The organism is Legionella waltersii, from assembly GCF_001468085.1.
Classification (GTDB): domain Bacteria; phylum Pseudomonadota; class Gammaproteobacteria; order Legionellales; family Legionellaceae; genus Legionella; species Legionella waltersii.
The window spans coordinates 170,195-190,112 of the sequence record NZ_LNZB01000015.1 but is presented as its reverse complement, the minus strand read 5'-3'; the positions used below and the strand labels follow the sequence as shown (position 1 = coordinate 190,112).

Below are 19,918 nucleotides of genomic sequence, written 5' to 3'. Positions count from 1 at the left end.
CTCTTGTCCCTGCCAGCAATAGATTATTTCTTTGTGAGTGCTTTAAAATGCAAAAAAAGTATAAAAACAAGAAAAAAAGAGCAGAAAACATACGATGGTGTTTCATTCCATATTGTCCATGGAGTTGAACCAACATAAGGGTAAATTGTTGCTTTTAATATTCCTGAATGAAAAGCGGGGAGGCTATCTACAATAGCACCTTGATTATTAATAACTGATGATAAGCCATCGTTGTTTACAACCACTTGGTATCGACCACTTAATAATGATAGCATTTGAGCCATTTGAAGTTGCTGGTAGCTAGCTAGTGATTTTCCGAACCATCCGTTATCACTAATTGAAACAATCCATTGGGCTAAGGGCAGTTGCTTTCTGATGATCTTAGGGTATGCAATTTCATAGCAAATTAAACTAGCAATAGGATGAGGGCCTACATGGATTAACGGTTGGCTCGCTTGACCTTTCACAATATTTGGCTCGGGTAAATTGAGCCATCGATTGATTGAAACAAATGGTTGTGGAATGTATTCCCCGAAAGGAACCAACTGACGCTTAAGATATTCTCCTCTTGCCTTGCCTAAACTAATAATTGAATTGTAAAAGCTGCTTTGTTCTGAATTGGCTGGCTTAAGGATACCTAATAAAATCGAGCTTTTCGATTTTATAGCACGGTAGTTCATTTTTGCTAAATAATCCTCAAGATAGCTTGCTGGTAGGGGTATAGCCGACTCGGGTAGTATAATTAGGTGAGTACCTAGAAGATGGTTAGTGGTGTTTTCATAAAATTTTAATAAATTCCAAAACAACGCTTCATCCCACTTATCCCGCATGGATAAATTCGGCTGGATAACTCCCACAGAAATCGGATTATTTTTAACTTGAGTCCATTGAATATTTTTTAGAGCAGAGGGTGCAATTAAGATCAAAACAAACAGGCACAAGTAGATATAGCGTTTAGTGGAATTTTCTTTTATGGCATAACAAAGTAGGGTTGCTGCAAAGCAACATAGCAAACTTAGCCCAGACAATCCAAATATAGGTGCTAATGAGCGTAAGGGGGTATCGATTTGAGTGGTCCCAATAATTAACCAAGGGAATCCGGTAAACAAGTTTGAACGAAGCCATTCACTACAACACCAAAGCACACTGAAGAGTAACATTGATACAATTGGAGCAGCATTTACCGATAATCGTTTGAATAAGAAAGACACACAAGCTGGGTAAAATGAAAGATATGTAATAAATAAAAGAGTTATGAATCCCGATGCTAAATAGTTTAACCCACCATAATCATGGATACTGACAATAACCCATGAAACACCAAATCCAAAATAACCTAACCCAAAGAAGAGTCCGTTCATTACTGCTTGTTTGGTGTTGCTTGAAAGCAACGTAGCAAATAAAAATGCTAAGCTGAGAATGGTTAGTCCAGGTAAATGAAACGGTGCAAATCCTAAAGCGCTAAGTAAACCAGAAAGAAATAGATAATTTAGTAAACCGCTTCGTATCACAGTTTTATGTGCATAGGAGGTACTTACAGCGGTTTGTGTCATTTATATATCTGTATCTTAATAGTAAATAGGTGAAGATAATGGAGTATTGTCATTGGGTCAATATTTATTACATCAGAAGTCATGCATAAATTGAGCGGAGTGAAGAGTGGTATCGTTGGGTAGTGGAAAATGGAGCGTAGAAACGGCGACGGCCCCATTGGGGACCGTCCCCTAGATAGTGTTCCCTTCGACTATGGTTTCCATTTAGCTCTATCCAACCTTAAATATTTTGTGTAGCATGATCGGGTTTTACAATGGAGACGGAATGTATGTATAACGTAATGATAACTGGTGCGGGAAAAATTGGAAGTTTAATAGCCTGTTTATTGGCAAATAGTGGTTCCTATCAAGTACACCTGGCAGATGTCGAATTTAATGGTTCAGATGTAAATAGGCTCTTAAAAGCATTGCCTGAGATTAAAACGGTAGCTTTAGATGTCAAAGATGAGCAATCTACACAAGCGTATTTACAAAAACACAATATCATCGCTGTAATTTCAAGCCTTCCTTATTTTTTAAACGTTCATGTTGCAAATGCAGCGAAATCTGCAAAAGCACATTACTTTGACTTGACTGAAGATACTTCAGTTACAGAGGCAGTGAAACAAATTGCACAAAATGCGGAAACAGCCTTTGTACCACAATGTGGTTTAGCTCCTGGGTTTATCAGCATTGCAGCAAATAGTTTAATGCAAGAGTTTGACAAATGTTATCACGCTCAATTGCGAGTAGGTGCACTGCCTCAAAGAGCAAATAACGCACTCCATTATTCACTAACTTGGTCAACTGACGGAGTCATCAATGAGTATGGCAACCCTTGCTACGCTATAGAAGGGGGTAAGGATGTTGTAGTTGCTCCTTTAGAAGGTCTAGAGTCCATTCAAATAGACGGCTGTGAATATGAGGCGTTCAATACTTCCGGTGGATTAGGAAGTCTTGGTGAATTGTATGCTGGTAAAGTGCAGTCTATGAACTACAAAACGATGCGTTATCCAGGACATTGCGAAAAAATGCGTCTATTAATGAATGACTTGCGTTTGAATGAGGACAGACCCACTTTAAAGAGGATTTTGGAGAAAGCTATTCCTAAAACTTACCAAGACATCGTCATAGTTTACGTTACAGTTGAAGGACTTAAACAAGGTGAGTTAAGTGAAAAAAGTTATGTGAAAAAAATATACCCTGAAATCATTCGAGGACTTGAATGGTCTGCAATTCAAGTAAGTACCGCATCTGGGGTATGTGCCGTAGTCGACTTGGTACTAGGTCAAGAAAATGAATACAGAGGACTAGTCCTTCAAGAGAACTTTAAGCTATCCGATGTTCTGGCAAACCGCTTTGGCCAATATTACGCTTAGGAGTAGTCCATGGAATTATTAACTCGATTGCATATCAAATCACTCAACCCGGGTGCATTCAGTGGCCAGGGTTGGCATAGTGAAAATCATAATCATACACTCAGTTCATTTTCGCCAAGTTCTGGCGAAAAACTAGCAGAAATTGCAACATGCACTATGGGTGATTATCAAGAGGTTATGCGCCGTGCAGAACTTGCAGCCCAAGAATGGAAAAAAATTCCTGCGCCAAAACGAGGGGAAATTATAAGACAAATCGGCCAGGCATTGAGAGACAAAAAGGATGCACTTGGAAGCCTTGTATCTCTGGAAATGGGTAAATCAAAACAAGAAGGTGATGGCGAAGTTCAGGAAATGATTGATATAGCAGACTTCGCTGTGGGTCAGTCTCGAATGCTTTATGGTAACTCTATGCATTCAGAAAGACCAAATCATAGAATGTATGAACAATGGCATCCCTATGGGATAGTGGGAGTCATTTCCGCTTTCAACTTTCCTGTAGCAGTTTGGGCTTGGAATGCTTTTCTATCCGCAATTTGTGGAAACATTACCTTATGGAAGCCCTCGGCTAAAACTCCATTGTGTGCTGTAGCTGTTCAGCATATTTGTAACGAAGTATTAAAACAAAACAATTGCCCTGAAATTTTCGGTTTGATTATCCCACATGACCATGATGTTGCAGAAGCGATGGTTAATGATACTAGGATACAATTAATTTCATTTACAGGATCGACTGCTGTTGGAAAACAGGTTGCCTCTAAAGTTGCTGCTAGGCTTGGTAAAAGTATATTAGAACTGGGCGGTAACAATGCCATTGTTCTTGACGAGTCAGCGGACCTACGTTTGGCAATTCCGGCGATTGTATTTGGAGCTGTTGGAACCGCGGGTCAACGTTGCACCACAACTCGCCGATTATTTGTTCATGAATCTAAATATCAAGATGTTGTTAAAAGACTTCAACATGCTTATGAACAAATCACTATTGGTGATCCACTAGACACAAGAAATTTAATGGGACCATTGATAGACCAACAAGCTGTTGAACAATTTAAAAAAGCCATTAGTCGAATACGTGAAGCTGGTGGACAAATTGTTTATGGTGGTGAGGTCTTAAATCAACCCGGGTCATTTGTTCAACCCACTTTGGTTTGTGATGTAAAAAATGACTGGGCCATCGTTCAAGAAGAAACATTCGCACCTATTTTATATGTGATGACTTATCGTTCTGTGGATGAGGCTATCCAATTAAACAATGGTGTTCCACAAGGATTATCTTCTGCCTTATTTACTCAAAACTTAAAAAGTGCTGAATTGTTTTTAAGTGCTTGCGGAAGTGATTGTGGAATTGCTAATGTTAATATTGGTACCTCTGGTGCTGAAATCGGTGGCGCATTTGGTGGTGAAAAGGAAACTGGTGGGGGACGAGAATCTGGATCAGACTCTTGGAAGGCCTACATGCGGCGACAAACTAATACCATCAACTGGGGGGATGAATTACCGTTAGCTCAAGGTATACGGTTTAATCTATCTTAATGGATGTATGAGCCAAGTTAAGTTTGGCTCATTAATTCTTTTGAACAATCAATCCAATGTCTTAAATTAACAAGAGGGTATAATAATGCAGGAGCCTTTTGTCATCAAAAAAGTTGCAGTATTAGGAGCAGGGGTAATGGGAGCACAAATAGCTGCTCATTGTCTCAATGCAGGCATAGACACCTTGTTGTATGATTTAGCTGGGAAAGAGGGACCTAAAAACCAAATTGTTGATAAAGCAATAGCAAATTTAAACAAGCTTAAACCAGCTCCTTTAGCGTCTGAACAATCTTCAGCATTATTAAAAGCTAGAAACTATGACGAAAACCTGAGTGAACTCTCTTCTTGTGATTTAATTATTGAAGCGATTGCTGAAAGAATGGATTGGAAGGAGGATTTATACAAGCGGATTACTCCTTTCCTGACTAAGCATACTATTTTAGTGAGCAATACCTCAGGATTAAGTATCAATACTTTGTGCGATGTATTACCTAATGAGCATCGTGAGAGGTTTTGTGGTGTACACTTTTTTAATCCTCCAAGATACATGCATTTGGCTGAACTAATACCTGCTAATACAACCTCTACAGCTTTACTTGATCATCTAGAGTCATGGTTAACCCGTTATTTAGGAAAAGGTGTAATTAGAGCAAAAGACACTCCTAACTTTATAGCCAACCGCATTGGAGTATTTTCTTTACTCACTATCTTACATCATACCATGTCTATGGATATGGGCATTGATGAAGTGGATGCATTAACTGGCCCTCTATTAGGTCGACCAAAATCAGCTACTTTTCGTACAATGGATGTAGTTGGACTGGATACCATGCAGCATGTTATCCATACCATGCAATCTCAACTAGCTCATGATCCTTGGCATCCTACTTTTAACCTACCAGGATGGTTAACAGGCTTAATTCAGTCCGGCCATTTGGGTCAAAAAACAGGGCAGGGTATTTATCGTAAAAAGGGTAATGTCATAGAAGTCTATGATTTACAGACCAACAATTATCGAACTTCAAAATCTGAGATCTCTAAAGAATTACTGGACATTTTGCAATTAAGAGATCCAGTTGCAAGAATGAAGGGCCTAATTGCCTCAACAAATAAGCAGGCAAAATTTTTAGCGGCTTGTTTTAGAGATTTGTTTCACTATTGTGCTTATCATTTAGAAGAGATTGCAGAGAATGTTCGTGATGTCGATTTAGCAATACGTTGGGGTTTTGGATGGGAGCAAGGACCATTTGAGACTTGGCAGCTCGCTGAAATAAGAACCATGGTTGATTTTATTGAATCATCAATTCAAGCAAATACCAGTTTAAGTCGAGCTAAGCTACCCACATGGCTGATGCAAATTAATCATTTTTATTCAGAAGAAGGAGCTTATTCTCCTCATCAGAATCAATACCAGGCTCGGAGTCATTTACCTGTTTATAAACGCCAATTTTTCCCAGATAGGGTCTTAAGAGAAGCGCAGTACCCAACAACAGTGATCTATGAAAATGAAGGTGTGCGTTTATGCCATCTTAAAGACGATGTTGCTGTTGTTAGTTTTAAAAGCAAAGCTAACACCATCGGTCAAGCCGTTTTAGACGGGCTTGAAGAGGCTATTAGTATTGCCGAAAAACAGAGCCAGGGACTCATTGTTTATCAAAGCGATGCTGGTAATTTTAGCTCCGGTGCTGATTTGAGAGGGGTATCCGAGCTTATAGCAAAGAGCCAGTTTACCGCATTGGATAAAATGGTTACTCAGTTTCAGAATATTGCTATGCGCTTGAAATACAGCACCATCCCGACTATAGCGGCATTGAGAGGTCGCGCATTGGGTGGGGGTTGTGAGCTTATGATGCATTGTGACCATGTTGTTGCGGCCTTTGAGTCTTATCCAGGTCTAGTCGAGGTGGGTGTAGGTGTGATACCTGCGGGTGGCGGTACCAAGGAGATGGCACTGCGGGCAAACAATCAATCACTGCAAGCCGAACTAATGACCTTTATCGCGCCATTGTTTCAACAGATAGCAACAGCCAAAGTGGCCTCAAGTGCGAATGAAGCAAAATTAATGAGTTACTTGAAACCCAATGCAAATATTGTCATGAATGCAGATGAGGTACTTTATATCAGTATGGAAAAAATTAAATTCATTCAGGCAGCGAACTATCTTCCTCCCTTACAAAATCCCATTAAAGTTGCCGGGATAGAGGGGAGAGCTCGATTACAGGCCGGGTTAGTGAATTGGTTGGAAGGTGGCTTTATTTCAAAACATGATTATTTGATTGCGACGGAGTTAGCAAACGTGATTTGTGGTGGTGATGTCAATCAAGGGACGTTGGTGGATGAACAATGGCTATTGAAATTAGAGCGTGAAGCATTTGTTAAACTAGCAGAAACCCCACTCACCCAAGCTAGGATTCAATACTTATTAGAAACTGGCAAGCCATTGCGCAATTAATCTAGGAGAATGAGAGATGACTGACGTATATATTGTGGATGTATTGCGTACTCCAGTAGGTAAGGCACCCAAAGGGGTTTTTAAACATACGCTTCCCGATGATTTATTAGCACATGCCATCAAATCACTAATGAATAGGAATCAGACTATCGATTGGCAAGAGATTGGCGATGTAGTCATTGGTTGTGCTATGCCTGAAGCTGAGCAAGGTATGAATGTTGCAAGAATTTCATCGCTATTAGCTGGATTGCCTAATTCTGTTCCTGCAATGACGATCAATCGTTTTTGTTCTTCGGGTGTGCAAAGTATAGCAACAGCGGCTGCTTCAATACGCAACGGAGATATCCATCTGGCTTTAGGTGGTGGAGTTGAGAGTATGTCTATGGTTCCCTTAGGAGGCAATAAATACACATCTAACCCTAGAATTTTTAATGACGAAGATGTAGCTATCGCTTATGGTATGGGAATTACAGCAGAAATTGTTGCTAAGCGCTGGGAAATCACACGTGAACAACAAGATGAGTTTGCTCTTTCAAGTCATAAAAAGGCTCTAGCCGCTCAGGAGCGCTTAGATTTTGATGCAGAAATTAGCCCTATTGAAGTGACTACTCGAATTGCTGATTTAGAAACCAATACCGTTGAAAAGAAGAAAAAACTAATTTCGAAAGACGAAGGCCCAAGACTTGATACCTCACTTGAGGCTCTTGCACGATTAAGACCTGTATTTTCTCTCAAAGGTTCAGTCACGGCTGGCAACAGCTCACAAACAAGTGATGGTGCGGGCATTGCACTTCTGGCTAGTGAGAAAGCACTAAAGCAGTATAATATTGAACCGATGGGACGTTTGCTGAGTTTTGCTGTAGCTGGTGTACCACCTGAAGTTATGGGCATAGGCCCGATCAAAGCGATTCCAATTGCTTTAAAGCGCGCTGGCCTCACTTTAGATCAAATAGATTGGATCGAGCTCAATGAAGCGTTTGCAGCGCAAGCTTTGGCAGTAATAAAAGAATTGAATTTGCCTAAGGAGAAGGTAAATCCTCTTGGAGGGGCAATCGCATTAGGACATCCGCTAGGAGCTACTGGCACCATTAGAACAGCTACACTACTTCATGGCTTAAAAAGGACTAAAGGTCGTTATGGTATAGTGACTATGTGCATAGGTACTGGTATGGGCGCTGCTGCAGTATTTGAAGCGCTGTAGTTTTTACAGGTTTGTGCTCCAATTAAGTTTTAATTTGTTAATATATTCAAGCAACTTTGTTTGTCGTTTACTTGAATTGTTATTTCTTTATTCTAATCTTAAATAAAGAGGGACGAAATTGGAGCAAGTATGCGACGTTTTCTCTTCGCACTGTTATTGACACTTAGTGGTACTGTGTTTGCTGATGAATTAATTGGTTTTACAGCCTATGAAAATGGCGATTACACTACTGCATATCCTCATTTAATGCAGGCAGCTAAAGATGGAAATGATGATGCGATGTACTTGCTGGCACGCATGTATCAATATGGGTATGGTGTTCCTATCAATTTTGAAGAAGCTCGAAATTGGTATTTAAAATCGGCTGAAAAAAATAATGCATTATCACAATTAAGCATCGGATATTTGTACGATACAGGAAAGGGAGTCAAACAAGACTTCTCCGAAGCATTTAATTGGTACATGAAGGCAGCCATGCAAGGAAATGCAATTGCACAAAGAAACATAGGTTTAATGTATGCATCAGGTGATGGTGTTGCTCAGAACGAGGAAAATGCATTTACTTGGTTTAAAAAGGCTGCTGAGCAGGGTTATAGTAAAGCTCAAGTCAATTTAGGTTATCAATACATGACGGGTAAAGGTACACCTAAAGATGTCGCGAAGGCCATGGAATGGTATCGAAAAGCCGCTGAACAAGGTGATGATAAAGGAGAGTACAGTTTAGGATTATTATACACCGGTCAAGAAGGTGGGGTTGCTATTGATGATAAGGCCGCTTTCTATTGGTTTTCTCAGGCGGCTAACCAAGGTCATGTTAACGCACAAACCTATTTGGCTTATTATTATTTAAAGGGCTATGGAGTAGATTCTGACCCACAAAAAGCGTTCTATTGGTATCAATCAGCGGCAGAAAAGGGTCAGCCTGAAGCTCAGGCGCAGGTTGGGCAATTACTGCTTACGGGATTGGGTACAAATAAGGACTATCAACAAGCTGCTTACTGGTTTGGGAAAGCCGCAGAACAAGGAAATGCTGTGGGACAAGCTAAATTAGCCTATATGTACATGGCAGGTTTAGGTGTAACTCAAAGCATGGTTAAAGCTTATGCTTGGCTTAAAATTGCGGCAGACAATAAAAACGAAGAGGCTGTTAAACAACTCAAGTCAGTGGAAGCGAAATTAAGTCCCAGTGAAAAGGCAGAGGCTGAAAAAATGATCAAAGAGATGGGGCCATTAGAAAGTAAAGGGGATTATGAAGAGTAATCTCAGATCCACGAACTGTAATCAAAGATATTGGCATTAAAAGCTATTTAAACTCTCTCTAATTACTTTTACAGATAGCTTACCTTTTTTATCTCGAGTTCTCTTTAATAAACTGTAAACAACCAAATCAAAATCTTCTGTTTTAGCGTAAGCTAAACAAAGGAAGTATTGGCTTTCAATCGTAATTTGATCACTAGGTAGATTCATTTTTTTTAATAACTCGGAAATGGATTTTATATCTGAAATTCCTTGTGATCCACGTGCTTGAATTAATTCATTGGCTTGGCTTTCACTAAGCCCGTCTCCTAATGCCATTATTACTGGTGTGGGTGCAGTATTGATATTTACACTGGTTGATTCCGGTAATGCTGTTATAAAGGGTTCTAAATTCAAGTACATGGATTGATCAACGTCTTTGAGCAAACGAAGTTCAGAACTACTTTTCAGTGTTTGATGTGCTGGATAATAGGGAGGCTTTAGGCTTAAGTAATAAGACGTGTAATTGTCTTCTCCTTGTCCTGGTCTGTAATCCAGTAGCCAATGTTTTACTCCTAATGCAATATTTACACGCTCTAAACTAGTAGCTTGGGTATTTAGTTGGTGCATAAGATTCATGAACACCGAGAGATTTTTCTTTTCGATTAGATTATTGATATTAAATCGAGCTTGTAGGTCATAGATTCCCCCCCCCAATTGAACACTGTTATCCAATTTAGCTAATTCTCTTGGAAATTCGGCAACTAAGCCCTCTTTATATGACCTAAAATAGTGATTATTTTTATCGTATAAATCATTTATTGCCCAAAAAGTAACGGCTTGTGATGCAAAATACAATTTATCTTGATTCACAATCATCCTAGTACGATAAATATCCAGCTGCAGTCGTGTTGTCATGGCTGTAGCAACAATTGCTACTAAAGTCATAATGAACAATGCGGTGAGTAGGGCACTTCCATGGTGCTTATTATTCGTACACATACAATGCCCCAGGAATAATGAAGAGCATATTGAGCTCACCCCAATCTTTTAGAATGATATTAAGCTGTATAGCTTTTGGAAGGGGCTCCTTTTTCTGATTTTGCGTGACCGCTTGTTCACGCCATTCAGAAAGAGTCTGTAAGGTGTGGTTTAAGTAATTGAAATAGCAATTGTTCAAATTGCTGATGAGTACTTTATCTTCATAGATATTTCGATCTATTGGATCAAGCGTTCTCCATGTTCTTCTGAGTAGTTTCCCTTCTTGGCACACGAGGGCAATACGTTTAAGTGAACTTCGTTTTTCTATACCATTAGGGTTCACTAAGCCATCTCTAGTTAATTCAAGATAGTGATCCTGCCCTACGAACACAGGAAAAAGACGCATTTCATTTCCCCTAATGGCTCGCTCTACAGTTTGTAAAGTATCTTGTCGAATGATACTCATCGCAAGCTGTAACTCATTTAGACGCTCGGCTTGTTCATTGACTCGGTTGCGAGTGGTAAATGTGTTAAATAGGACCGAGGAAGTAATTGTTGCTAGGATAGCAAAGACAGTAAGAGCGATGAGTATCTCGATGAGGGTAAATCCTTTAGGCCATCTCATGATATGTACCTAAACGCGATTAATTCTTCTCTAAAAGGGCCAGACTGATTTTGACTAACAGAAATAACGATTCTTTGTAATCGTTTGATCGGGGTTGAGTGAACTGCTGCACGCCAAAACCATTTTTCTCCCAACATGGTTGTTGCTTGAGTTGATTCTTGGCTTTGGTTGGGCTGCATTAAACCTAATTGAATCATATTAACGCCTTGTTCAGCTATCCAATGGCTTATGGTCTTTTCTTTTATGCGAGAGGTATTTTCTACATCTTGAGAAGTTGCTTTCAAGAGTGCTGTAAGGGCTATTGCAATAATAGCCAAGGCTAATAGGACTTCAATAAGGGTAAATCCGTTGGTTTTCATTGGATTAATCATTCGGATCGCGCTGAGTTAAGTTCTAGATCGCCATTAGAGCTACCAATAATTCGTGTTATTGATTGTTCACTATTGCTGCCAAAGTCTAGGGTAAAAAGCGTCATATCACCAGAAGGCATAAGAATAATATCTGGGGAATTATGCTCACTGTTTCCATTTTTTTTTAAATGTAACACAGTATGACTGGGAAGGTAATGAATTTTAAAGATTCCTTGATTGGATATGGGCTTCCACTCTTTGTTATTTACAAATTTTAAAATTTGGTAGCTGGATTTATCTAACTTTAATCCTAAGGTGCTTGATTCTAGGATTGCTTTTTGTTGCGAAAGCTTGATGGTATTAAGTAATTGTTCTGCAGCAAAGCGAATGCGTTTACTTTCGCCAAAATCACCAAAAGCAACTAAGGCAAAACCGATGGTAATGCCTATAATAACTATAACAATGAGTATTTCAATTAAGGTGAACCCTTTATGAGGGGTCATCCCAATTTCCAATTTCTGCATTAATTCCAGTTCCCCCAGGTTGGCCTTCAGCGCCATAGGTAAATACATCCACGTCAGTATGTTGTCCAGGGTTTAAATAGAGGTATTCTCTTCCCCAAGGATCTTTAGGTAAAGATTTGAGGTATTGTTTCCAATTGGTGGGGATTGGATTAGAGCTAGGTTTTTCAACCAAGGCCATTAATCCCTGATCGGTTGTAGGATAACTACCATTGTCAAGCTTGTATAAATCCAGAGCGTTTTGAATGGCAAGTACGTCTTGTTTCGCTTTTACTTTACGAGCTTCATCGGGTCGGCCCATTATTTTGGGCACAACAATGGATGCTAAAATACCTAAAATAACAACAACCACCATAATTTCAATCAGAGAAAAACCTTTTTGTCGATTCATTTTGTTACCTTAAAAATCAAAACAGTCAAGTATACCATACCTAGACCACCAATTGCTCCATAGAAAAGATTGGGAGCAACGTGGCTAACACAATGAACAAGACCACAGCACCCATCACTAAAATGACCAAAGGTTCTAGAAGTGTTAATGACGTATCAATAATTCGATTAACTTCATTATCGAGATGATTAGCTGCTCTTTCCATCATTTCAGACAGCTGACCACTTTTTTCACCACTAGCTATAAGATGGATTGCCATAGGACTGATGAACTTAGACTCCTTTAAAGCTTCACTAATTCCCCCTCCTTCTCTCACTCTTACAGTGGCTGTATCAAAGGCTTGCCGCATGATCACATTTGTAACAAGACTTGCGGATACACGCATAGTTTCTAGCACACTAACACCCGCAGCAAATAAAATTCCAAAGGTATGGATATAGCGTGCGACGTTGATTGTTCTTACTAGGTAGGAAACAATAGGGAGCTTTAAAATAATGCGATGCCAAATGGTTTTGATTTTTATGTTGTTAAGGCTTCTTTTAAATCCAGCTACAGCGATTATGATTCCTATTAGTGCATATAAACCATAGAATTTAATAAACTGGCTTAGTTTAATTAAAATTTCAGTCATTGCCGGTAAGGTTTGTCCACTGCCTGTAAATACTTCAATAATCTTGGGGACAACAAAAGTTAACAAAAAACTAATAATACCAATCGACACCAAAATCATTAATATTGGGTATATTAATGCCTGCTGTACTTTCTGACGTGTTTGTTGCTGTTTTTCAGTGTAGTCAGCGAGTTTTTCTAGAACCAAATCCAATCTACCGGTTTGCTCTCCTGAGGCTACAGTTGCTCTGTATAACTCTGGAAATGCGTTTGGATACTGGTCCATGGCTTGAGCTAATCCATATCCCTCTAAGACCTTTGCTCTTATGCCTATCATTAATTCTCTGACTTTGTCTTTCTCAGTTTGTTCACTCACGCCTTTTAATGACTCTTCTACGGGAATCCCAGCAGCAAGCAAGGTAGCTAATTGTCTAGTGAGAAGAGATAGGTCGCTTTGAGAAATTTTACCTTTTGTACTAACGGATTTTTGTTGGGAAAGTGTTTGTACCTGAGTAGGGATAAGTCCTTGTTCACGTAGTAACTGCCTTGCATGACGCTCAGAGTCTGCCTCAAGAACACCTTTGGTGGCATTACCATTGACCTTTAAGGCTTGATATTGATATGCACCCATATTATTTTAATAAAGTTAAAACTATAGAGTGTAATCTATTGGGTTTCATAAGTCACTTAGGGTAAACTATACGCGGACTATCCTGGAGAACGAAAGATGACAAAAAACGCACTGCTTGACGCTATCAAAGAGTTTGATGCCAAATTTGTGGATTTAAGATTCACAGATATTCGTGGTAAAGAACAACACATCACTATTCCTGTTTCTGCAGTTGATGATGATTTCATCGAGAATGGTAAGATGATAGATGGATCTTCTTTCAAAGGATGGCAAAAAATACATCAATCTGATTTGGCTTTGAAACCTGATATGAATTCAATTCAAATGGATCCATTTTTTCAGGACAGTACATTGTTTATACGTTGTAACGTAGTAGACCCTCAAACGATGATGGGCTACGATCGTTGTCCGCGATCATTGGCTCAACGAGCAGAAAATTATCTAAAGTCGACAGGGATAGCGGATGGCTTTAATGTTGGTCCAGAGCCAGAGTTTTTCATTTTTGATAATGTGCAGTGGGAAACAAACATCAGCGGATCATTTTATAAAATTGATTCTGAAGAAGCTCATTGGAATTCTGGGAAAGAGATGGAAGGAGGAAATATTGGGCATAGACCTCCTTTAAAAGGTGGGTATTTCCCCGTTCCTCCGGTGGATTCTTCTCATGATATTCGTTCAGCAATATGTCTAACTTTAGAGTCTTTAGGTACGGTTGTAGAGGCTCATCATCATGAGGTAGCAACTGCCAACCAATGTGAAGTAGCCACTCGTTTTAACTCGTTAACATTAAAAGCAGATGAGATACAAATATTAAAGTACGTTGTTCATAATGTAGCCCACAATTATGGAAAAACAGCTACCTTTATGCCAAAACCATTGGTAGGTGATAATGGTAGTGGTATGCATTGCCACCAATCTCTGACTAAAGATGGAGTCAACTTATTCTCTGGTGATCAATACGCAGGATTATCTGAAACCGCATTGTATTATATAGGTGGAATTATTAAGCATGCTAGAGCACTCAATGCCTTTACTAACCCTTCAACGAATAGTTACAAGCGTTTAGTACCAGGATTCGAAGCGCCAGTGTTATTAGCTTATTCAGCGCGTAATCGTTCAGCTGCAATTCGTATTCCTCACGTGAGTAACCCGAAGGCGCGTAGAATAGAAGTGCGATTCCCAGATCCTACAGCTAATCCTTATTTGGCTTTTGCAGCGATGATGATGGCCGGTCTTGATGGAATTCAAAAGAAAATTCATCCTGGCCAACCGATGGATAAGGATTTGTATGATTTACCTCCAGAAGAGTTGGTTGATGTACCTACTGTGTGCTCTTCATTGGAGATGGCTATGGATCATCTAAGAGCCGATTGTGAATTCTTGTTGCAAGGTGATGTATTTAGCCGTGATTTTATTAACAATTACCTTAGCATGAAGGAAGAGGAAATAACAAAGATAAGAAGTTTAACTCATCCTTATGAATTTGAACTTTATTATAGTCTCTAATTAGGTCTGAACTGATGAAAAAACTGGCTCTATTCATTTGTTTAATGATTTGTATTAATTTAACCTACTCACAAATCTATAAATGGATAGATAGCCAGGGTATTGTGCATTTTACAGATAAGCCTCATGAGGGTGCTGAAAAAATTAAACTACCTGAAACACAAACCTATACCCCTCCTAAAACACCTGAGGAAGGAACTACAGAAAATCAAAAAAAAGAAGAACAGCCGACTGATGAAGAGAAATACACAACCTTATCCATTATCCAGCCTGAAAATGAAGCTACGATTCGAAATAACCAAGGATATATTGTTGTTGCTGTAGAAGTTAATCCCGAGTTAAGTGCTGGAGATATGGTACAAGTTATCTTTGACGGTGCACCCATGGGTGATCCTCAGTCGAATTTAGTGTTCCAGTTAAATGGAGTATACCGCGGCTCTCATTCAATTGGTGTACAAATTGTAACTCCAAGTGGGGCTGTGATTAAAACGAGTAAAACCATTCAAATTTTTATGCATCGTCCTCGCGTTGGTATGGGGAAAAAGAAATAACCTTATTAGGCTAATCGTTCATGTTGACTTTGTTATCACCGGCTAAAAAATTATTAGATTTTAAGACTCCATTTGCTCATGACACAACGGATCCTATTTTACTTACTGAGGCTAATCGATTAGCCCAGATTATGAAAGAAAAAACAGTCGACGAAATTGCTCATTTAATGAATCTTTCAAAGGATCTGGCGCAACTTAATTATAAGCGATATCAACAATTTCATCTTAAACACGTCACTGAAGAGCTAACGTACCCTTCACTCTATCTGTTTCAAGGTGATGTATATCAAGGTTTACAAGCTGCATCCTGGAGCTCTAAAGACGTAAGCTATGCTCAAGAACATCTTGGAATATTATCTGGACTGTATGGTCTATTAAGGCCTTTAGATAGGATTCAACCCTATCGTTTAGAAATGGGGGTCTCTTTGAGTAACCCTGAGGGAAAAAATTTATACGCATACTGGGATGATACGCTCGCCCATACTTTAAATCGCTTAATTGCACATCACCAAACACCTGCTCTGATTAATCTTGCATCCAGTGAATATTTTAAGGCGGTTAATGGTAAAAAAATTAAATGTCCAATAATTACTGTTAACTTCTATGAAAAAAAGGGAAATGACATCAAAATGATAGGTCTTTTTGCTAAAAGGGCACGAGGAATGATGGCGAGATTTTTGATGCAAAATCAGATCGATACTCTTGATGATATACAAAACTTCAATGAAGCAGGGTATGTTTTTAATCGAGAAATGTCGAACAGCAATACATTGAGTTTTGTGTGCCTAAGAAGCTAGATGCAATCTGGAACTTGTGCAGTAGGGTGCATCAACTGCATTCCTATTCTTCTCCGGATATTCAATGTTTTGTAAAGCGTGATGACGAGCTAGGCTGCGGTATTAGTGGCACTAAAATCAGAAAATACGCCAGTTTAGTTCCATCTTTACTCAGTCAAGGTATACAGCACCTTCTGATTATTGCTGGTCCCCAGTCCAATAATCTATTAGCCGCCTTACAGATAGCTAGAGAATATCATTTCCAAGTTACTGCTTTTTTAATTCAACCTAAACACACTCAAATACAAGGAAATTTTAAGCTGAGTCTACTCTTTCTTAAAGAGGAAGAAATTCAATGGATTCCCAGAGAGAAGTGGGTGAATGTAGAGGTCATTGCCGAAGAGTATTTAAAATCAATGAATGAGACAGCATTTATTCTATCGGAAGGGGCTAGTGTTAAAGAGTCTATGGCTGGTTCCATGACATTAGCTGACGATATCCTCCTTAATGAAACCTCTCTTGGATTTCAATTTGACCATGTATTTATTGATGCTGGAACAGGTTTTTCTGCAATTGCACTCATTAAGCGAATGCAAGAAATAAATCATCCTGCAACTATTCACGTGTTATTGCTTGCTGATAAAGAAGAGGTATTTACTGCAAAAGTACGCCATTGGATAGAAGGATCAGCTGCAAATTACAATTGCTTTTATCCAAGCACTGCAAGAGCATTTGGCTCCGTAAACCAAACTATTAAAAATGAAATTAAACACCTTGCTTATGAAGAGGGGATTTTAACGGATCCTGTTTATTCGGCTAAATTATTTTATGAATCGAAGCTCTACATCAATAATCGAAAACTGAGTGGGAAAATTCTCATCGTACATTCAGGTGGGACTATAACACTCTCAGGGTTCTCATTTTAGTTCTGTCAGGACTTACGCAAAACCCTGATCTCTTCGTTAAAAAATGGTTTGAGTTCGGTCATTTAGTTTATCTAAACTCCCTCATTCATGCCATTGTTTGCCTTTACCACAGGGCTTTGCATCAGTCCTGTCTATATAGGATAAACAAGCCTAAAGAGAATTTGCACAACAATCTAAAAAAGTACTTATTAAAACCTTGAAATTAGCAAGATTACCCCTATATGAGTATCTATGTATGACAGTTGGTTTATAGGAGAAATTTTTCATGGTTAGCAAGCAACAAACAATGGGATTCCAAACTGAAGTAAAGCAAATGTTGCATTTGGTTGTGCATTCATTGTACAGCAATAAGGAAATCTTCTTAAGGGAGCTGATATCAAATGCTTCAGATGCATTAGATAAGTTAAGATTTTTAGCACTATCAAATGCCTCCTTGTTTGAAACTGATTCCGATTTAAAAATAACCGTAGAAGTCAATGAAAAATTAAATACCCTCACCATAACTGATAATGGGATTGGGATGAGTTGGGATGAGGCAGTGGATAATTTAGGAACGATTGCTAAATCAGGTACTAAAGAATTCATGAGTCAATTAACCGGTGAACAATCTAAAGATTCACAGTTAATCGGTCAATTTGGAGTCGGTTTTTATTCTGCTTTCATTGTAGCAGACAAAGTGACCGTAAAAAGTCGTCGTGCCGGTTTAAAGCCAGAAGAGGGGATAGTTTGGGAATCCAATGGGGATGGAGAGTTTACGATTGGATATGAAAAAAAAGCCGCAAGAGGTACAGAAATCACTTTACACCTTAAGCCTGAGAGCGATGAATTTTTAAGCGACTGGAGAGTTCGTGGAGTTATAAGTAAATATTCAGATCATATCTGCTGGCCTATCTCCATGAAAAAAAATGCTGAAGAAGGCAAGGAGAGCAAAGAGTTTGAAACTGTAAATAAAGCAACAGCATTATGGACTCTACAAAAGTCAGAAATTAGCGATGAAGAATATAAAACGTTGTATAAACACATTTCTCATGACTTCATGGATCCATTAACTTGGTCCCATAATCACGTTGAAGGTAAACAAGAATACATTAGTCTTTTATACATCCCAGCACACGCTCCCTATGATTTATGGCAGCAAGAAGTAAAGCATGGGTTAAAACTTTATGTAAAACGTGTATTTATTATGGACGAGGCTGCACAATTTCTGCCACGTTATTTACGCTTTGTAAAAGGTATTATTGACTCAGGGGATTTACCCTTAAATGTGTCTCGTGAAATATTACAAGACAACAAGCAAGTTGAATCGATACGTTCTGCATGCACAAAGCGAATATTGTCTATGCTTGAAAAAATGGCACAGAATGAAAAGGATAATTACCAGAAGTTTTGGGATGAATTCGGTTTAGTGATGAAAGAGGGGCCAATTGAAGATTTTGCAAATAAGGAGGCTATTGCTAAACTACTGCGCTTTGCTACGACAACTTCGAACAGTGAAAAGCAGACAGTGTCTTTGGAAGATTACCTAAGCAGAATGCAGGAAGGCCAAGACAAAATATACTACATTACTGCATCGAGTTATAACGCCGCTAAAAACAGCCCACATCTTGAAATTTTTAGGAAAAAGGGCCTCGAAGTTCTTTTATTAAGTGACAAAGTAGATGAGTGGTTGGTTAGTTACCTGAGTGAGTTCAATGGTAAGAAGCTTCAATCCATATCTAAAGGGAAAGTCGAATTTAAAGACGAACCGACTGAGCAAATTAAAGAACAAGAAAAAAACTTGGAACCTTTGACTAAGCATATTGCGAAAGTTCTTGGTGACAAGGTGAAGGAAGTTCAGGTAACGAATAGATTAACTGACTCTCCTGCATGTGTTGTTGCGGACGAACAGGATATGGGGCTAGAAATGCAAAGAATTCTCCAGGCAGCTGGACAACAGATTCCTGTGAGCAAGCCAGTTTTTGAAATCAACCCTGAGCATGCTTTAATTAAGCGATTGCATGATATTCAAGACGATACGCAATTTGAGTTGTGGGCGACCATGTTGTTTGAGCAAGCGGTTCTTGCTGAAGGTGGACAATTGGATAATCCTGCAGATTTCATTAATAAAGTGAACAAGTTATTGGTATCTGCTTTATAGGATGCAAGTTGTAGTGCCCAGAGCGGGATGGGACCCACTGGGTTCCGTCCGAAGTTTCGAAGCCCGAATCAAAAGCCAAAAACAGTAGATATCTGCTCCCTTACGGTCGCGGCTCGGTTAGCATAGAACAAAACAGAGCCGCGACCGTAAGGGAGCAGAAAACCTTAAACAAAAAAGGCTCGAACATTCGAGCCTTTTTGTTTAAGCTTTTCCTTATTCGTCAGTTAGGCGGAAATATTTTGTGCCGAAATATTTTTGTAATTTCTTTCTAATTGTTCCACGGCTGATACCTAACATTTTAGCAGCTTGTAGTTGGTTGCCACGACGTTTCTCCATAACAGCTTGTAATAGAGGCGGCTCAACTTCCGACAAAATCATGTCGTAAAGATCGCTAATCGATTTGGATTTGTTTTCAGCAAGAAAGCGGGTAACCAAACTGTACACTAAATCCTGTAAACCTTGTTCTTGTTTAACGGATTGTGTTGTAGCTTGTGTATCAATGACATTCATCTTAACTTCCTTATTATTAATTAACACATACAGTCCTAGTGCTTACATATTGCAATGAAAGCAAAATTAATTTT

Annotated in this window: 18 protein-coding genes; 10 read left to right on the top strand and 8 right to left on the bottom strand. The window is 39.0% G+C overall.

Going from position 1 to position 19,918, the window contains the following annotated elements; translation table 11 throughout:
* Window positions 1-23 precede the first annotated feature (23 nt).
* Window positions 24-1,553: an apolipoprotein N-acyltransferase gene (gene lnt / locus Lwal_RS04070; protein ID WP_058479642.1), complete on the bottom strand. Its 1,530-nt coding sequence runs from the start codon at window positions 1,551-1,553 to the stop codon at window positions 24-26.
* 269 nt (window positions 1,554-1,822) lie between these two features.
* Between lnt and Lwal_RS04065 the strand changes: the two genes are divergently transcribed.
* The 5 genes from Lwal_RS04065 (at window position 1,823) to Lwal_RS04045 (ending at window position 9,354) form a co-directional block, all read left to right on the top strand.
* Window positions 1,823-2,911 carry a saccharopine dehydrogenase family protein gene (locus Lwal_RS04065; protein ID WP_058479641.1) on the top strand — a complete coding sequence of 363 codons (1,089 nt, stop codon included), beginning with the start codon at window positions 1,823-1,825 and terminating at the stop codon, window positions 2,909-2,911.
* 9 nt (window positions 2,912-2,920) lie between these two features.
* Entirely contained in the window at window positions 2,921-4,441 is a 1,521-nt protein-coding gene (gene amaB / locus Lwal_RS04060; RefSeq protein ID WP_058479640.1) for an L-piperidine-6-carboxylate dehydrogenase, read from the top strand.
* Window positions 4,442-4,526: 85 nt separating this feature from the next.
* Entirely contained in the window at window positions 4,527-6,893 is a 2,367-nt protein-coding gene (locus Lwal_RS04055) for a 3-hydroxyacyl-CoA dehydrogenase/enoyl-CoA hydratase family protein (protein WP_058479639.1), read from the top strand.
* Window positions 6,894-6,909: 16 nt separating this feature from the next.
* A complete protein-coding gene (locus Lwal_RS04050) occupies window positions 6,910-8,094 on the top strand; it encodes an acetyl-CoA C-acyltransferase (protein ID WP_058479638.1) in 1,185 nt (394 codons plus the stop codon).
* A 129-nt stretch (window positions 8,095-8,223) separates the two neighbouring features.
* Entirely contained in the window at window positions 8,224-9,354 is a 1,131-nt protein-coding gene (locus Lwal_RS04045; RefSeq protein ID WP_058479637.1) for an SEL1-like repeat protein, read from the top strand.
* Between the two features lie 36 nt (window positions 9,355-9,390).
* Here the strand turns inward: Lwal_RS04045 and gspK are convergent, their stop codons facing one another.
* From gspK to lspF, 6 genes are read right to left on the bottom strand one after another with little or no spacing between them, the layout of a single operon-like run.
* Window positions 9,391-10,332, bottom strand: a complete 942-nt coding sequence (gspK, locus tag Lwal_RS04040; RefSeq protein WP_058479636.1) for a type II secretion system minor pseudopilin GspK — start codon at window positions 10,330-10,332, stop codon at window positions 9,391-9,393.
* The gene (lspJ, locus tag Lwal_RS04035) at window positions 10,319-10,936 is read right to left on the bottom strand and encodes a GspJ family T2SS minor pseudopilin variant LspJ (protein ID WP_058479635.1); all 618 of its coding nucleotides are present in this window, start codon (window positions 10,934-10,936) and stop codon (window positions 10,319-10,321) included. Before lspJ ends, gspK begins: the two co-directional genes overlap by 14 nt.
* Window positions 10,933-11,295: a GspI family T2SS minor pseudopilin variant LspI gene (gene lspI, locus Lwal_RS04030; RefSeq protein WP_269458321.1), complete on the bottom strand. Its 363-nt coding sequence runs from the start codon at window positions 11,293-11,295 to the stop codon at window positions 10,933-10,935. The genes lspJ and lspI overlap by 4 nt, the downstream gene beginning before the upstream one ends.
* A gap of 8 nt (window positions 11,296-11,303) precedes the next feature.
* Window positions 11,304-11,789, bottom strand: coding sequence for a type II secretion system minor pseudopilin GspH (gene gspH / locus Lwal_RS04025; protein ID WP_058479633.1), 486 nt, complete (start codon window positions 11,787-11,789; stop codon window positions 11,304-11,306).
* The gene (gene lspG, locus Lwal_RS04020; protein ID WP_058479632.1) at window positions 11,776-12,198 is read right to left on the bottom strand and encodes a GspG family T2SS major pseudopilin variant LspG; all 423 of its coding nucleotides are present in this window, start codon (window positions 12,196-12,198) and stop codon (window positions 11,776-11,778) included. Before lspG ends, gspH begins: the two co-directional genes overlap by 14 nt.
* Window positions 12,199-12,238: 40 nt before the next feature.
* Complete coding sequence (lspF, locus tag Lwal_RS04015) at window positions 12,239-13,438, bottom strand: GspF family T2SS innner membrane protein variant LspF (RefSeq protein ID WP_058479631.1); 1,200 nt, start codon at window positions 13,436-13,438, stop codon at window positions 12,239-12,241.
* Window positions 13,439-13,534: 96 nt separating this feature from the next.
* Between lspF and glnA the strand changes: the two genes are divergently transcribed.
* From glnA to htpG, 5 genes are all read left to right on the top strand, one after another.
* On the top strand, window positions 13,535-14,944 hold the full coding sequence (gene glnA, locus Lwal_RS04010; RefSeq protein ID WP_058479630.1) for a type I glutamate--ammonia ligase: 1,410 nt from the start codon (window positions 13,535-13,537) through the stop codon (window positions 14,942-14,944).
* Between the two features lie 14 nt (window positions 14,945-14,958).
* Window positions 14,959-15,495: a DUF4124 domain-containing protein gene (locus Lwal_RS04005; protein ID WP_058479629.1), complete on the top strand. Its 537-nt coding sequence runs from the start codon at window positions 14,959-14,961 to the stop codon at window positions 15,493-15,495.
* 20 nt (window positions 15,496-15,515) lie between these two features.
* Window positions 15,516-16,292: a peroxide stress protein YaaA gene (gene yaaA, locus Lwal_RS04000; protein ID WP_058479628.1), complete on the top strand. Its 777-nt coding sequence runs from the start codon at window positions 15,516-15,518 to the stop codon at window positions 16,290-16,292.
* Window positions 16,293-16,297: 5 nt separating this feature from the next.
* Window positions 16,298-17,197 carry a pyridoxal-phosphate dependent enzyme gene (locus Lwal_RS03995; protein ID WP_058479769.1) on the top strand — a complete coding sequence of 300 codons (900 nt, stop codon included), beginning with the start codon at window positions 16,298-16,300 and terminating at the stop codon, window positions 17,195-17,197.
* Between the two features lie 265 nt (window positions 17,198-17,462).
* Window positions 17,463-19,334, top strand: coding sequence for a molecular chaperone HtpG (gene htpG, locus Lwal_RS03990; RefSeq protein WP_058479627.1), 1,872 nt, complete (start codon window positions 17,463-17,465; stop codon window positions 19,332-19,334).
* Window positions 19,335-19,547: 213 nt separating this feature from the next.
* Here the strand turns inward: htpG and Lwal_RS03985 are convergent, their stop codons facing one another.
* Complete coding sequence (locus Lwal_RS03985) at window positions 19,548-19,844, bottom strand: helix-turn-helix domain-containing protein (protein ID WP_058479626.1); 297 nt, start codon at window positions 19,842-19,844, stop codon at window positions 19,548-19,550.
* Window positions 19,845-19,918: the final 74 nt, after the last annotated feature.

Excerpts from the sequence above, each read along its gene's own strand:
- gspH (WP_058479633.1), bottom strand. The coding sequence starts at position 11,789 with ATGACCCCTCATAAAGGGTTCACCTTAATTGAAATACTCATTGTTATA.
- htpG (WP_058479627.1), top strand. The coding sequence starts at position 17,463 with ATGGTTAGCAAGCAACAAACAATGGGATTCCAAACTGAAGTAAAGCAA.
- lspI (WP_269458321.1), bottom strand. The coding sequence starts at position 11,295 with ATGAAAACCAACGGATTTACCCTTATTGAAGTCCTATTAGCCTTGGCT.
- Lwal_RS04065 (WP_058479641.1), top strand. The coding sequence starts at position 1,823 with ATGTATAACGTAATGATAACTGGTGCGGGAAAAATTGGAAGTTTAATA.
- Lwal_RS04050 (WP_058479638.1), top strand. The coding sequence starts at position 6,910 with ATGACTGACGTATATATTGTGGATGTATTGCGTACTCCAGTAGGTAAG.
- Lwal_RS04045 (WP_058479637.1), top strand. The coding sequence starts at position 8,224 with ATGCGACGTTTTCTCTTCGCACTGTTATTGACACTTAGTGGTACTGTG.
- lspJ (WP_058479635.1), bottom strand. The coding sequence starts at position 10,936 with ATGAGATGGCCTAAAGGATTTACCCTCATCGAGATACTCATCGCTCTT.
- yaaA (WP_058479628.1), top strand. The coding sequence starts at position 15,516 with ATGTTGACTTTGTTATCACCGGCTAAAAAATTATTAGATTTTAAGACT.
- lnt (WP_058479642.1), bottom strand. The coding sequence starts at position 1,553 with ATGACACAAACCGCTGTAAGTACCTCCTATGCACATAAAACTGTGATA.
- gspK (WP_058479636.1), bottom strand. The coding sequence starts at position 10,332 with ATGTGTACGAATAATAAGCACCATGGAAGTGCCCTACTCACCGCATTG.
- Lwal_RS03985 (WP_058479626.1), bottom strand. The coding sequence starts at position 19,844 with ATGAATGTCATTGATACACAAGCTACAACACAATCCGTTAAACAAGAA.
- lspG (WP_058479632.1), bottom strand. The coding sequence starts at position 12,198 with ATGAATCGACAAAAAGGTTTTTCTCTGATTGAAATTATGGTGGTTGTT.
- amaB (WP_058479640.1), top strand. The coding sequence starts at position 2,921 with ATGGAATTATTAACTCGATTGCATATCAAATCACTCAACCCGGGTGCA.
- Lwal_RS04005 (WP_058479629.1), top strand. The coding sequence starts at position 14,959 with ATGAAAAAACTGGCTCTATTCATTTGTTTAATGATTTGTATTAATTTA.
- glnA (WP_058479630.1), top strand. The coding sequence starts at position 13,535 with ATGACAAAAAACGCACTGCTTGACGCTATCAAAGAGTTTGATGCCAAA.
- lspF (WP_058479631.1), bottom strand. The coding sequence starts at position 13,438 with ATGGGTGCATATCAATATCAAGCCTTAAAGGTCAATGGTAATGCCACC.
- Lwal_RS04055 (WP_058479639.1), top strand. The coding sequence starts at position 4,527 with ATGCAGGAGCCTTTTGTCATCAAAAAAGTTGCAGTATTAGGAGCAGGG.